Genomic DNA, 12,693 nt, shown 5'->3' with positions numbered 1-12,693 from the left:
CCAGACCTGGTTGTCCGGTTGTTGTCAGTTGTTCCCGGTCTGGGTCGGGTCGTAGGCGCAGGCGTCGTTCAGGTTCTGCGCGGTGCCCGGCTGCACGGTCGGCTTCGTCGACGGCTTCTTGGTCGACCCACTCGACGGCTTCTTGGTGGTGGTCGTCGACGGCGTGGACGCGACCGGCTTGGTCTTCGGCGTGATCGCCTGCTGGATGATCTGGCGCATCGCCGTGTAGTTCGGGTTCTTGCCGGTCGGGAAGTTCTTGTTCTTGTCCAGGTCGACGTTGGTGACCTTCGCGCTCTTCACCTTCAGGCCGAGCTGGATGAACGCGCCCAGGATCTCCTGCGGGATGTCCGTCCGCAGTACCTGCTTGCCGGCCGCCGCGATCTGCTGGTACTTCGTCACCAGGGTCGCCGGGTTCACGCTGTTCACGAGCGCGTGGATCGTGCAGCGCTGCCGCTCCTGCCGGGACGGGTCGCTCAGACCGTAGCGGCCGCGGGCGAACCACAGTGCGTGGTACCCGTCGAGCTTCTGGTCCGGACCCGGCTCGATGTAGCCGGACGGCTTCTTCGCGTTGTTCGACCCCGGCCCGTCGCCGTAGTCGCCACCGATCGGGACCCGGTAGTTGACGTTGACGGTGATCCCGCCGACCGCGTCGATGATCTGCCGGAAGCCGGCCAGGTTGACCTGCATGTAGTAGTCGATGTCCAGGCCGAGCGTCGCACTCGCGGCCAGCTTGACCACGTCAGCGCCCTCGTTGTCGGTCTGGCCGAGGATCCCGGGGTGCGCCTTCGGAACGTTCTCGTACATCGAGTCCAGGTAGTACTCCGGCTGCTCGACGTTGCCGAGGTTCGGATCCCAGTAGCCGTCCGGGTAGACCTTGTGCAGCGGCGAGTCCTCCGGGAACTCCATCCGCATCCAGTTCCGGCTCAGCGAGATCAGCGCGGTGTCACCGGTCTTGGTGTCGATACTCGCCACGATCACCGTGTCGGTCCGGACCCCGGTCCGGCCGACACCGTCGTCGGCGCCGAGGAGCAGCAGGTTCAGCCGGGGAGTGTTCGCCCACGGGTCCTTCTGGTTGTTCACCTTCGGGCGGGTCGCGCTCTTGGAGTTGCCCTCGGACTGGAACACGCTGCCGACCAGGTCCCGCTGCGCCATCACCGTCTGCGCGGCCACGGTCGTCGGTACGGCGATGCCGAAGCAGAGCAGTCCGACGAACATCGAGCCCGCGAGCCGGCCCGTGTAGGTCATGCTGACCGGGCGGAGCAGCTTGTGCGACGCCACCACGATCCAGATCCAGCAGACACCGAGCAGTACGACGGCTCCGGTGGCGATCAGCAGTTGCCGGGGCGAGACCGCGAGGGCGAGAACCGAGTCACGCTGCGTCAGGCCGACGTACGCCCCGATCAGGAGCAGTCCGATGCTGATCGTCAGCACGAACGCGCCGAGCTTCTTCCGGCCGCCCATGAGCAGACCGGTGCCCGGGATCAGCGCACTGAGCAGGGTCAGGCCGATCGCCTTCGAGGTCGTACGGGCCCGCGGCGAGCGGTGCCGGGACCGGTTGGCTCGAGGCGCGGACCTCCGTCCGGCTGCGCGAGTACTCCGCGACATGGCTCCGTTTCCCTGATCGACGACGTGGCGGCCTCCCTGGGCCGCTGGCAACGACCCACGGTACTTCTGACGCCCACGCCACTCGTTTGGTTGACGTGATGCTGACGACCCCCGTCGATGTCCGCCAGAGTACAGGTGCCTGGGTCGAATCCCTCAGTACCGCCCCCACCACCCACGGTGGCGACGCGGCCGCGAGCAGCCCGCTTTGCCGCCGGACGGGTCCACCGGATACTCTTGGCCGTCGTCGTGTCCCCGCGTGGGACCGTCGGAGGAGGCGTCGCCTAGTCCGGTCGATGGCGCCCGCCTGCTAAGCGGGTTGAGGGTAATCCCCTCTCGCGGGTTCAAATCCCGCCGCCTCCGCTCCTGGGAGCTCCCTGTCTGCAGAAAGCGCAGACTTGGGAGCTTCAGGTGTTTCTGGGCCTATTCACCCATCAACTGTTTGGCTTCGGCGATGCGTTCGACCGACTGGGGGGTCATCGGCTCGGGCGAGACGATCAGGTGGTCGACGCCTAGTTTTTGGTACGCCGTAAATGCTTCGGCCAACTCTGGAACGGTGCCGTTGAGTGCCCGGGCATCGGGGTCGGGTACCGCAGTCTGGTTGGGGTCGGAGACGACGATGCCGACTGTGGCGGAGACTGCGTCGGCCGGGCGGCCTGCTGTGTCCAGGGCGTCTCGGAGGAGGCCGAGTTTCTCGTCCACCTTGTCGTCGGCAGCGCCGTACCAGGCTGTGTTCCAGGCATCGGCCCACTGTGCGACCAGGCGCATCATCCGCGGCCGATGGCCGGCGATCAGGATCGGGATCTGGTGCGGCGGCGCCGGGTCGAGGACCGCCTCGCGGACGGAGTGATAGGTCCCGTCGAAGGTGACCGTCTCGCCGCGGACCATCCGCGCGACGATCTCCAGCCACTCCTCGAACCGCCCGACCCGATGATCGGTCGGCAGTCCGAACGCTTCGTACTCCGGATCGTGCCAGCCGGCCCCGACCCCGAGAATCAGCCGCCCACCAGACACCTCGTCGAGCGTCGCGGCCATCTTCGCGGTCAGCCCGGGGTCGCGGAACGACGCGCAGAGGACCATGTTCCCCAGCTCGACGTTCGTGGTGATCGCGGCGACCGCACTCAGCAGCGTCCACGACTCGTGCATCCCGTAGACCCGGCCCTCCGGGTCGCGATAGAGGAAGTGGTCCGCCAGCCACACCGAGTCCAGGCCGCTCTGGTCGGCCGACTCGGCGACCGCCCGTACGTCCCGCCATCCCGGCATCGTCCCGCCGGGCCCGTCCTCGCCGCCGAGCGGCAACATCACGCCGATCTTCATGCGCTCAACCTACCCACCCGCGGATGCGCGAACGCGGCGATTTTGTGACGTCGCAGCGGTATGGCCGAGATGTTCGCGGGGTACTTAAGAACGTGCCCGGGTGCGAAGCCACAGTGAGGAGCGGGCGGTCGATCACGAGAGGTGATGACGATGACTGCTCTCGAGGTACCCGGGGCCGGGATCAACCTCCGGTCCATCCTCGACCTGGGCCTGCCGGCCCACGTGCTCGTCAACCTGGACGGCACCTGGATCCCGGCCTGGCTGATCGGCCGAGTGCACTGCGCGAACGGCTGGATCGCCCAAGTCCAGTGCCTGGACCCAACCGGCGCCGAACAGACCGTCCGGGTCCCCGCAGAACGCATCGCCCTGTCCACAGCCCGGCGCCCCGGGGAGTAACCCGGGGCGCCGCGCTGGTGGTCCGGTCGCCGGCTTCCGACTCGGCGACCGGGGTACGGGGTCAGCCGAGGCGTGCCTTGAGGTTGTCGAGTTCGACCTTCAGCACGGCCGGCACGGTGTCGCCGAGCTTGGCGAACCACTCCTCGATCAACGGGATCTCGGCCTTCCACTCCTCCGCGTCCACGGCGAGCGCGATGTCGAGGTCGTCGGCCGCCATGTCCAGCCCGGAGACGTCGAGCGAACCCGTTGCCGGGACCCGTCCGATCGGGGTCTCGACGGCGTCCGCCTGACCCTCGATCCGGTCGATGACCCACTTCAGCACCCGGCTGTTCTCACCGAAGCCCGGCCAGACGAACTTGCCCGCCTCGTCCTTGCGGAACCAGTTCACGTAGAAGATCTTCGGCAGCTGGGCCGCGTCGTGCTCCTTGCCGACCGTGAGCCAGTGGTCGAAGTACTTGCCCGCGTCGTACCCGAGGAACGGCAGCATCGCCATCGGGTCACGCCGTACGACGCCGACCTGGCCGACCGCCGCGGCGGTGGTCTCCGACGACAGCGTCGCGCCCATGAAGACACCGTGGGCCCAGTCCCGCGACTCGGTCACCAACGGCACGGTCGTCGCGCGACGGCCGCCGAAGATGATCGCGGAGATCGGTACGCCGTTCGGGTCGTCGTACTCGTCGGCGAGGATCGGGCACTGCTCGATCGGCGTGCAGAACCGGCTGTTCGGGTGGCTGGAGAGCTCGCCCGAATCCGGCGTCCACTCGCGGCCCTTCCAGTCGGTCAGGTGGTTCGGCGGGGTCGGCGAGTAGCCCTCCCACCAGACGTCGCCGTCATCGGTGAGCGCGACGTTGGTGAAGACCGAGTTCCCCTTCTCGATCGTGCGCATCGCGTTCGGGTTCGTCTTCCAACCGGTACCGGGCGCCACCCCGAACAGCCCGAACTCCGGGTTCACGGCGTACAGGCGTCCGTCCTTGCCGAACCGCATCCAGGCGATGTCGTCGCCGAGTGTCTCGACCCCCCAGCCCTCGAGGGTCGGGTCGAGCATCGCCAGGTTGGTCTTGCCGCACGCGCTCGGGAACGCGGCCACGACGTAGTGGACCTTCTTCTCCGGCGAGATCAGCTTGAGGATCAGCATGTGCTCGGCCAGCCAGCCCTCGTCACGGGCCATCGCACTGGCGATCCGCAGCGAGTAGCACTTCTTGCCGAGCAGCGAGTTGCCGCCGTACCCGGATCCGTAGGACCAGATCGCCCGGTCCTCCGGGAACTGCACGATGTACTTCTCGTCGTTGCACGGCCACGGCACGTCCTGCTGGCCCGGCTCCAACGGCGCGCCCACCGAGTGCAGACACGGCACGTACGGCGCGTCCGTGCCCATCTTCTCGAGCACGTCCCGGCCGGTCCGGGCCATGATCCGCATCGAGGCGACGACGTACGCCGAGTCCGTGATCTCGACCCCGAACATCGGCTTCTCCGCCGACAACGGGCCCATACAGAACGGGACGACGTACAGCGTCCGGCCGCGCATCGAGCCCCGGTACAGCCCCGTCATCAGGGCCTTCATCTCGGCCGGGTCCATCCAGTTGTTGGTCGGACCGGCGTCGGCCTCGTCGACCGAGCAGATGAACGTCCGCTGTTCGACCCTGGCCACATCCGACGGATCGGTGCGGACCCAGAACGAGTTCGGCTTCTTCTCGTCGTTCAACCGGACCATGGTCCCGGCCTCGATCAGCTCCGCGGTGAGCTGGGCGTACTCCTCGTCCGAACCGTCCATCCAGTGGATCCGGTCGGGCTGCGTCAGGGCGGCAACCTCGGCGACCCAGGCCAGCAGGCCTGCGTGCCGGGTCGGTGCGTCGGTCAGGTCGTACGGCGTGGGGACAGCGCGGAGGGGCTCCGTGGCAGAGGCTACGGGGGCGGCGGTCTCGGTATGGGTCGGACTGGCGGTTGTCGTCATCGGCGGCTCATTCCCTCTCGGCTGTCGGGCCCGGCGACCGCCCGGTCCCTCGACGCTGAGGGGTGTACGGCGCCGGCCGCCGGGGTCTCCGGCGGTGCGATCCAGCTGACTGGCGGTGTGATCTGTCGCATACCAGTAGATCCGGTGGATACATACCAGTGTGCAAGTGGTACTACGGTACGCGACGCACCCGGGGTCTGTGAACCACCAGAAAGTGAACCCGGTCACAAAGTTTTCGCGACAATCGCTTTCCGGCGAACCTTGTGAAAATGAGAACGGCCCGCGCTGCTGCGCGGGCCGTTCTCGGGAGATTGTGCGGTGGATCAGGTGGTCTGCCGCCAGATGTCGTTCACGATCCGCTGGACGTCCGGTTCCTCACCCTGGGTCAAGGTCGTGACCACGGTGCCGACCAGCCACCACTGGCCGCCGCTCTGGAACGCTCGCGTCATCGACACGGCGTACGGCGCGGGGTTCACGGTCAGCCAGGTCCGGGAGTCCTTCGCGATCCCGGGAGCGGGTGCCTTGAACGTCTTCGTCCACTGCTGGTCGAACGCCGTACGGTCGGCGACGCAGGCGGCGAGGGTCGCGCACGGATGCAGGGCGATCCGCGCGTCGATCGAGTTCCGCAGTCCGTTGTCGGAGCTGTTGGAGTGGGTCAGGATCCGCCGGTAGATGACCGACGAGGACTCGCCGAGGAAGAACACCTGCGGCGGCCGCGGCCAGCCGAGCGCGAACGGCAACTCGGCGTTCGTGATCACCTGCAGGTCGGTGCCGGCGGCGTACGTCGCACCGAACACGCCGGCCGATCCGTCGGGACGCTTGTACGGCGCGGTGCTGACCTTCTGGATCGCGGGCAGGAGGACGGGCGACGGGAGCGCGCCCGGGCTGACCGCCGCGGCCGGGGCGGCCTCGGTCGGCTCATCCTTGACCACGCCGCCGATCGCGGTGCCGATGGAGTAGGTCACGGTGAAGACGATCAGGACGATGACTACGGCAACGACGTAGATGCCGGCGCCGATCTTGCGGCGGTACTCCCTCGCCACCTCGATCTTCGACTGCGGGTCGGTCTCGGCTTGGGTCTGTTGTGCCTGTGGCTCAGGTGGTGGTTGGGCGGCGCTCGGGGGGACTGCGCCGTACTGGCTGAGCTGGGCGCGGATCGCCTGCACGGACGCCTCGTCGTTGCCGAGGATGCCGTCGAGCGGGTCGAGCAGGCGCTCGGCGCCGGACTGGCCGGGGATCAGCTGGGTGATCGCGTACGGGCGGCCGGAGTTGAAGTTGGCCGCCCACAGCGGGGTCTCGAGCTGTCCGGGCTCGAGCGCGGCGTCACGGCTCGCCGCCACGAGCCGGTCCCGCACCGTCGCGTCGCGCGCACCGGCGTCGCTGAGCACCAGCGCAATGATCTCCATCCCGGTGAAGGTGCGCCCGTGCCACAACTCCGCCAGCGGGTGCTGCAGCAGCCGCTGATCGAGTTCGTAGCCGGGGATCTCCGGCGTGCTGTTACCCACTTCGCCGTTGCTCACTTGGCCGTTGCTCACTTGGTCTCCCAGATGGCTCGGTCCGCGAGTACGAGCGCAGCCTTCTCCGCCGTGTCCGCGTCGACCGGGTTGGCCGTGTAGTCCACCTGTACGACGACATCCGCCCGCTGGACGAGCGCCCGCACGGTCCACGACTCACCGGCCAGGCCGTTCGCACTCCGGCTGGTTTTCGTCGGGTAGGGGCGATTCTGCCGGGTGTTCATCGGGGATCGGGTGAAGGCCTTCTTCGCGATCTGGGTCGGCGTGAACGGCAGATTGCCCGCGCCTGCGTCCATTCCGGCGTACGGCGTGATTGTCACCTTCAGGCCCGCGGCGGTGTAGCCGACCACCTTGCTGCGGCTGCTGCCCGCCTCGCAGGTGATGACGCTCGTACCGCCCTGGGCCATCACGACCGGCTCTTTCCCGCTCGATGCCTTGGGCAACAGGTCGGAGACGTCCCCGATCCGGGCACACAGATCAGCCGGCAACGACCGGGCCGCCACGATGTCCTCCGGCTGCACCGGCTCACCGACCGCAAACCCGATCCCGGTTCCCGCAACCGCGGCCACCCCGCACCCGATCGCCGTACCCCGAACCAATCGACTACCCATGCCCGCGACCTTAACCACGCGAAGGTCCTCCCTCGCTCTCGGATACCCGCCTTGGGACGACAAGCCCACCCGGGCGGTTCCGGCAGATGTGGTCCACCCACGCGCCCGCTACGCGCGCTCCTACGTCGCGTGCTCGCCGACCGCTCCCACCCACCCGTGTGCACGCGCTGTCGCGCTTCATCGACCACCCCGTGGACACACCCCACCCTGACGAGCCAGCGCCCCCGAAGACCGGCCCCGACCCGACCACCCGATCCCGGCGGACCATGGTCAACCCACTCGGCCGCTACTCGCCCTGGTCTGGAGGGTTCAACCGCTCATCGACCTTGGCCCTTATGTCCTCCCAAGGGTCGTCGACCATCTGCAGCAGAGTCTGCTCCGAGGTGTTGCGGTGATAAGCAACAGTTAACCGGACCGAGTCGTGCTCATCGTCCGCCAGACGTGCCAGGATCTCGGGCGTTGCCTTGCGTTTGCTGGCGACCATCGACCGGACCCGCCAGTCAGGATCGGCAACGAGCCGCTCCAGGATCTCCAACGGAACCGTCTTGTTGTGGGCGACCCAGAACCGCGCATCCGGATACCGCTCGATGACATCGAGCCACACCTCGAGGCTGGCGGATCCTCTCGCCGCGCGCCCGTACTCCTCCGGGTCGTCACTGAACCGAACCCGCACGAACTCATCCGCCGATTCGATGATCATGGCAGCTCCCGCAGGTGCTCGACAGAGCGTGTTGGGTGACGAACGATCAGCCGGGCGGGGGGCACGTTCCAGCTGCTCAAGCCGGACCGGGGACCGGGAGTCGTCGCTCATCTGGACCAGGCAATGAAACCTCAGTCGAGGAGCGTCCGGACCGAACCGCCCGACTCGGACAGTTTGGTGCCTAGCCCCTTGAGCGCGTCGCCGACGGTCGCGAGGATCCCGGACAAGTCCTGCAGGTTGCCCGCCAGGCTCTCGACCTCGGTCGCGACACTGCCGATCTGCCCGCTCCCGTCGTTCAGCTTCTTCGCAGCGGCGTCCCCGATCCCGGGGATCTTGTCCAGCTCGCCGGCCAGCCCCGACAGCATCCCGGCGGCGTCCTTGAGCCGGTCCTTTGCCGTGTTCATCGTGCTCGCACTCCCGGTCAGCGCCTTCCGCGCGCCGCCCTCGCCGTCGTCCCCGACGAGCGCCCCAGCCGCCTTGGCCGCCTGCTCGCCGGCCTCGGCGAGGCCCGACCCGATCGTCTTGAGCAGCTCCGGCAGCTTCCCGATCAGCCCGAGCGCGTCGTCCGGCAGATCGCGGACCAGGTTCAGCACCTTCTGGAAGTCGTCCGAGTTCTCCAGTACGAACCCGACCGCCTTCTTCACGTCCTTCAGATCCCGCCCGCCCAGCAAGTCCTCGATACCCATGCTCCGGATCGTAGGGCCCCACCACCTCCGCCTCCGGCCACCTCGCCGTACGACCCGAATCCCCAGGTCAGGAGCCGATTGGCCTAGACGCGCCGCCGCCATGTATCGTTACTCGACGTTGTCCCAGCGCTCGTAGCTCAACGGATAGAGCATCTGACTACGGATCAGAAGGTTGGGGGTTCGAATCCCTCCGAGCGCGCAAACAAACCCCAGGTCACGAGCTAGATGACCTGGGGTTTTGCTCTGCCCGGGGTCGTTCCTGCCAACAGGGCATCTACCGCTTGAATGGTGTTCGTGTCCAACATGCCGGCTGCTCGCCCGAAGGTCGTTTGTCTGTGTGGTTCTCTGCGGTTCGGCAGGGAGATTGCGAGCGAGCGCACGCGCTTGACGCTTGAGCTGGCGATCGTGCTGGGTCCGGAGGCCACCGCGGCGCCTGGGCTGGACCCCTCGCTCGTGCGGGCCTTGGGTGAGCTGCATCTGCGCAGGATTGACCTCGCGGATGAGGTACGGATCGTGAACCCCGGTGGGTACATCGGCGAGACCACCCGCCGCGAGATCGCGTACGCCGAAGCATTGGGCAAGCCCGTCACGTACCTCCAGGAACTGACGACGGAGGACAGCTAGCCGGTCCCTCTGACCCGACCAGCCTCTGTGTCGCCCGCTAGCATCGCCGGCATGGCGACGCGGCTTGTTCAGATCAATATGAAGGCTCGGGACGACTCCGCGCTGGGCGAGTTCTGGGCGGAGGCGCTCGGGTGGGGAATCTCGAGCGAGGGACCCGGCGTGACCAACCTCGAACCCGAGGGCTTCGTCTACCCCGACCCCGCCGCCGTCTGCATCGACCTCGTTGCCTCCCCAGAACCCAAGACCGTAAAGAATCGCGTCCACGTCGACCTCGCCACCACCTCGCCGGCCCACCAGGTCGAGCTGGTGGCGCGCCTGAAGGACCTCGGCGCCACACCCGTTGACATCGGCCAGGGCGACGTCCCCTGGACAGTCATGGCCGACCCAGAGGGCAACGAATTCTGCGTGCTGAACTGGCACGACCCGATCCAAGACACCGGCCCGATCGCCACGGTCGTCGTCGACTGCGCGGATCCACGAGCCATGGCCCGCTTCTGGGGCGAGGCTATGGACTGGACCCTGCACAAAGTGACCGACCACAACGCCGTACTGCGCTCAGCCAAAGGCGTCGGCCCCTACCTGCAATTCCTCCGCACGCCCGACGCCAAAATCGTATGGAATCGAGTCCATCTCGACCTGCGCCCGTACCCAGATGACGACCTGGAGACCGAAGCGGACCGACTGCAAACTCTCGGCGCCACCACCATCGACCTCGACGTCCCATGGACGGTCCTCGCCGACCCAGAAGGCAACGAATTCTGCCTACTCACCCCAGCCTGACCAACCTAGGCGGGGGTGAGCGCGGAGCTGATGCGGAGCAGTCCCTCGGGCAGCGTGTCGGCCCAGTCGGCTATCTCGGCCGTCACCCGGAATAGTTGGGCCGTGATGAATGGCTGGGCTTGCGCGTCTGAGCCGGTACCGAACGATTCCACGCGCCATTCACGCCAGCGGGCGTGCAGGACGTCGCGGACGTCCTCGAGTTGACCGCGGGTGAACCGGCTGGGCACCACGCAGAGCTGATCAGGAAAGTGCGGGGCCATCTGCCGGGTCACCGCGTCGACGTCGGTGGCAGCCACGACGAGGACTTCCTGGTCTGCGGAGGGACGGAAGATCGCCTGGTGGACGATCACCCCGGACGACTCCAGGTCGCTGGTGTCGAAGTCAAGGTTCCATGCTTCTACGCCGCGACGCCAGCCACCACGTGGCGGTGGGCACGGTGGGTTCTTCCGATGCGCACGTGGCTCCCGAGCAGGGCGATCCGGTGACCGTTCCTCGACGTCGATGCTCTCGTCGCGCCAGATCCCGACCACCGAGACGTGGCCCGGGACTCCGTTCGACGCCCAATCGGTAGGTACCGCATCGGCGTCGGCCCAGATCAGCCGGATCGACCGATCTGACTTCCAGCCCGGCGGTTCGGAGATCAGACTATGGACGCGGGCCAGGTCCAGCCAATCACCGTCTGCACGGGCCACGAATCGACCCCAGGTCCGGACTCTGTCCCCCGCCTCAAACACCAAATCCCTGGCCGCCATGAATCCATGGTCCACCCGCCGCGCATCACTCGTTTATGCCTGTCAGCAAGCTTCGCGAGGTTGAGGTGAGCAGCGTCCTCAAGCGGGAGAGGTGTGCAAGGTGGGGTGGTAGGTGAGTTCTTGGGTTTGGTTGTCGTAGGTGTGGGTTTCGAGTAGGGCTAGGTCGAAGTCTGCTGCGTTTTGGAAGATGGGCTCTACGCCGGATCGGCCGGCGATGACCGGGAAGATCGTTAGCTGGACTCGGTCTACCAGGCCAGCTGCCATGAGGGCTCGGTTCAGGGAGAGGCTGCCGTGAGAGCGGAGGGGTACGTCGGACTCCTCCTTGAGGCGGGTGATTGCTTCGACGGCGTCGCCGGTCACGACGGTTGCGTCCGGCCAGTCGAAAGGGCCTTCGAGGGTGGACGACAGGACCGTGGTCGGCAGGCTGCGCATGCGTGCGTTGACCGGGTCGAGGGCGTCGGTCGGCACCTTGCTCGAGCCGATCATCTCCATCATCAGCCGGAACGTGCTGGCCCCGAAGACGATCCGCTGCTCCTCGTCGTACTGAGCGAGCCGCCGGTCCAGGAACTCGGGGCCCTGCTTGCCCCAGTACGGTCCCCAGTCGGCGTCGTCGTACGACGCGAAGCCGTCGAGGCTGGAGAAGACGTCGAAGGTGTAGATCGCGGTCACGATGCTCTCCTTGAATGCTCCGGCCGACCCCGTAGGCGGCCACTCGCCCCTAGGTCGAACGGCATCACCTCTGGATCGACATCGTCCCCCAAATTCTTCGAGCCCTGCCCGAAACCAGGCGCGACACGAGGCCTCAGGGGTGACCGCGCCCGGCGCTAGGGTCGGACCGCATGCGTGTGGAGAGGTGATGCAGGTGTCGCAGCATCAGTTGGCATTTGTTGAGTCGGAGAATCCTTGGCGTCCGACCGAGGTTGTTGCCGAAATCAATTTGTCCGTCGATCTTGGGCTGAAGCTTGTTGGTCTGGATGATCTTGTTGGCGGGACCAGTGGCGCGGCGTACGTGCGTAGCTCGGACGGGCGGGAATTCGCTCTGACTCGCACCAAGACCGAGGTGAAACTGATGCGGCTTACTGCTGAGATTCTCGAGCTGGCGAAGAGTCACGGCGTACCGGTTCCGTCGCATGAGGTTGTGCTGGAGCTCAGCGATGGTTATGTGGCTGTGGTTCAGGAGCGACTTCCCGGTCGGCGCCCGACGAGTGTGAATGCGGAACGCGTAGATGCCATGGTGGCTATGAATGAGCGTTTCGCGGACTTGCTCCTGGATAGACCAGACGTTCCGCCTCCAGTCGCGTTCCCGAGCGGCGATGCCTATCTCGACACACTCGGGTCTTACAGCGCTCGCAGCCGGCGACTGCTTGGCGAGCTTGCCGCACTCAGTCCAGGAGAGATGGCGAGCGATGATCTGGTCCACACCGACTACACATTGGGAAATATCCTCTATGACGACAATGGAGATATATCCGCGGTTGTGGATTGGAATCGCGGCGTGGCACGTGGCGATCGACGATTTGCGCTGATCGGTACACGTCACAACCTCCCCGAAGAGGCTGCGCTGTACGGCGTTCTACCGGAAGCGATCACGCGATTGGATGAGATCATTCGAGCCACGATTGATCCGGATCTGTTGAAGATATTTAGTTCACTCTGGGCGGCGCATAATCTGCACACCTCGATCAAGAACAACTTTACCGCCGACAGGATCGAGCACGACTTGCAGTACGTGGAAGCGATTGTGTACGAATAACCCCTTG

At 66.5% G+C, this 12,693-nt stretch carries 13 protein-coding genes and 2 tRNA genes; 6 read left to right on the top strand and 9 right to left on the bottom strand.

Going from position 1 to position 12,693, the window contains the following annotated elements; all coding sequences use genetic code 11:
• Positions 1-24: 24 nt before the first annotated feature.
• The gene (locus tag AB0L70_RS04490) at positions 25-1,605 is read right to left on the bottom strand and encodes an LCP family protein (protein WP_363679860.1); all 1,581 of its coding nucleotides are present in this window, start codon (positions 1,603-1,605) and stop codon (positions 25-27) included.
• A 270-nt stretch (positions 1,606-1,875) separates the two neighbouring features.
• On the opposite strand from AB0L70_RS04490, the gene AB0L70_RS04485 reads away from it, so the two are divergent.
• A tRNA-Ser gene (locus tag AB0L70_RS04485) sits at positions 1,876-1,965 on the top strand.
• 60 nt (positions 1,966-2,025) lie between these two features.
• On the opposite strand, the gene AB0L70_RS04480 is transcribed toward AB0L70_RS04485, so the two are convergent.
• Positions 2,026-2,919 (bottom strand): LLM class flavin-dependent oxidoreductase, encoded by an 894-nt coding sequence (locus AB0L70_RS04480; RefSeq protein ID WP_363679858.1) that lies wholly within the window; start codon positions 2,917-2,919, stop codon positions 2,026-2,028.
• Between the two features lie 150 nt (positions 2,920-3,069).
• Between AB0L70_RS04480 and AB0L70_RS04475 the strand changes: the two genes are divergently transcribed.
• Positions 3,070-3,315 carry a hypothetical protein gene (locus tag AB0L70_RS04475; protein WP_363679856.1) on the top strand — a complete coding sequence of 82 codons (246 nt, stop codon included), beginning with the start codon at positions 3,070-3,072 and terminating at the stop codon, positions 3,313-3,315.
• A 61-nt stretch (positions 3,316-3,376) separates the two neighbouring features.
• Here AB0L70_RS04475 and AB0L70_RS04470 read toward each other — a convergent pair whose 3' ends face one another.
• From AB0L70_RS04470 to AB0L70_RS04450, 5 genes are all read right to left on the bottom strand, one after another.
• The gene (locus AB0L70_RS04470) at positions 3,377-5,266 is read right to left on the bottom strand and encodes a phosphoenolpyruvate carboxykinase (GTP) (protein WP_363679854.1); all 1,890 of its coding nucleotides are present in this window, start codon (positions 5,264-5,266) and stop codon (positions 3,377-3,379) included.
• Positions 5,267-5,589: 323 nt separating this feature from the next.
• A complete protein-coding gene (locus tag AB0L70_RS04465) occupies positions 5,590-6,801 on the bottom strand; it encodes a hypothetical protein (RefSeq protein WP_363679852.1) in 1,212 nt (403 codons plus the stop codon).
• Positions 6,798-7,391, bottom strand: a complete 594-nt coding sequence (locus AB0L70_RS04460; protein ID WP_363679850.1) for a hypothetical protein — start codon at positions 7,389-7,391, stop codon at positions 6,798-6,800. The genes AB0L70_RS04465 and AB0L70_RS04460 overlap by 4 nt, the downstream gene beginning before the upstream one ends.
• A 286-nt stretch (positions 7,392-7,677) precedes the next feature.
• Positions 7,678-8,091 carry a hypothetical protein gene (locus AB0L70_RS04455; RefSeq protein WP_363679848.1) on the bottom strand — a complete coding sequence of 138 codons (414 nt, stop codon included), beginning with the start codon at positions 8,089-8,091 and terminating at the stop codon, positions 7,678-7,680.
• 131 nt (positions 8,092-8,222) lie between these two features.
• Positions 8,223-8,777, bottom strand: coding sequence for a hypothetical protein (locus AB0L70_RS04450; protein WP_363679846.1), 555 nt, complete (start codon positions 8,775-8,777; stop codon positions 8,223-8,225).
• A 126-nt stretch (positions 8,778-8,903) separates the two neighbouring features.
• Here AB0L70_RS04450 and AB0L70_RS04445 point away from each other — a divergent pair.
• The 3 genes from AB0L70_RS04445 to AB0L70_RS04435 all read left to right on the top strand — a co-directional run bounded on the left by AB0L70_RS04445 (position 8,904) and on the right by AB0L70_RS04435 (position 10,181).
• Positions 8,904-8,976: transfer RNA gene (locus AB0L70_RS04445), tRNA-Arg, on the top strand.
• Between the two features lie 185 nt (positions 8,977-9,161).
• Complete coding sequence (locus tag AB0L70_RS04440) at positions 9,162-9,401, top strand: hypothetical protein (RefSeq protein WP_363679844.1); 240 nt, start codon at positions 9,162-9,164, stop codon at positions 9,399-9,401.
• A 51-nt stretch (positions 9,402-9,452) separates the two neighbouring features.
• Positions 9,453-10,181: a VOC family protein gene (locus tag AB0L70_RS04435; protein ID WP_363679842.1), complete on the top strand. Its 729-nt coding sequence runs from the start codon at positions 9,453-9,455 to the stop codon at positions 10,179-10,181.
• A gap of 5 nt (positions 10,182-10,186) precedes the next feature.
• Here AB0L70_RS04435 and AB0L70_RS04430 read toward each other — a convergent pair whose 3' ends face one another.
• Together AB0L70_RS04430 and AB0L70_RS04425 are read right to left on the bottom strand one after the other, a co-directional pair.
• A complete protein-coding gene (locus AB0L70_RS04430) occupies positions 10,187-10,873 on the bottom strand; it encodes a hypothetical protein (protein ID WP_363679840.1) in 687 nt (228 codons plus the stop codon).
• 138 nt (positions 10,874-11,011) lie between these two features.
• Positions 11,012-11,602 (bottom strand): dihydrofolate reductase family protein, encoded by a 591-nt coding sequence (locus tag AB0L70_RS04425; protein WP_363679838.1) that lies wholly within the window; start codon positions 11,600-11,602, stop codon positions 11,012-11,014.
• Positions 11,603-11,789: 187 nt separating this feature from the next.
• Here AB0L70_RS04425 and AB0L70_RS04420 point away from each other — a divergent pair, with 187 nt between their 5' ends.
• Positions 11,790-12,686 carry a phosphotransferase gene (locus AB0L70_RS04420; protein WP_363679836.1) on the top strand — a complete coding sequence of 299 codons (897 nt, stop codon included), beginning with the start codon at positions 11,790-11,792 and terminating at the stop codon, positions 12,684-12,686.
• The last annotated feature ends 7 nt before the right edge of the window (positions 12,687-12,693 follow it).

Origin of the sequence: Kribbella sp. NPDC051952 (assembly GCF_040680855.1) — a bacterium.
In the GTDB taxonomy this organism is placed as follows: domain Bacteria; phylum Actinomycetota; class Actinomycetes; order Propionibacteriales; family Kribbellaceae; genus Kribbella.
The sequence above is the reverse complement of the archived record's forward strand: the minus strand, read 5'-3'. Positions and strand labels throughout refer to the sequence as shown.

Bases quoted from the DNA above. Each gene is read 5' to 3' on its own strand.
- AB0L70_RS04460 (WP_363679850.1), bottom strand. From the start codon at position 7,391: ATGGGTAGTCGATTGGTTCGGGGTACGGCGATCGGGTGCGGGGTGGCC.
- AB0L70_RS04450 (WP_363679846.1), bottom strand. From the start codon at position 8,777: ATGGGTATCGAGGACTTGCTGGGCGGGCGGGATCTGAAGGACGTGAAG.
- AB0L70_RS04480 (WP_363679858.1), bottom strand. From the start codon at position 2,919: ATGAAGATCGGCGTGATGTTGCCGCTCGGCGGCGAGGACGGGCCCGGC.
- AB0L70_RS04490 (WP_363679860.1), bottom strand. From the start codon at position 1,605: ATGTCGCGGAGTACTCGCGCAGCCGGACGGAGGTCCGCGCCTCGAGCC.
- AB0L70_RS04420 (WP_363679836.1), top strand. From the start codon at position 11,790: ATGCAGGTGTCGCAGCATCAGTTGGCATTTGTTGAGTCGGAGAATCCT.
- AB0L70_RS04475 (WP_363679856.1), top strand. From the start codon at position 3,070: ATGACTGCTCTCGAGGTACCCGGGGCCGGGATCAACCTCCGGTCCATC.
- AB0L70_RS04455 (WP_363679848.1), bottom strand. From the start codon at position 8,091: ATGATCATCGAATCGGCGGATGAGTTCGTGCGGGTTCGGTTCAGTGAC.
- AB0L70_RS04435 (WP_363679842.1), top strand. From the start codon at position 9,453: ATGGCGACGCGGCTTGTTCAGATCAATATGAAGGCTCGGGACGACTCC.
- AB0L70_RS04470 (WP_363679854.1), bottom strand. From the start codon at position 5,266: ATGACGACAACCGCCAGTCCGACCCATACCGAGACCGCCGCCCCCGTA.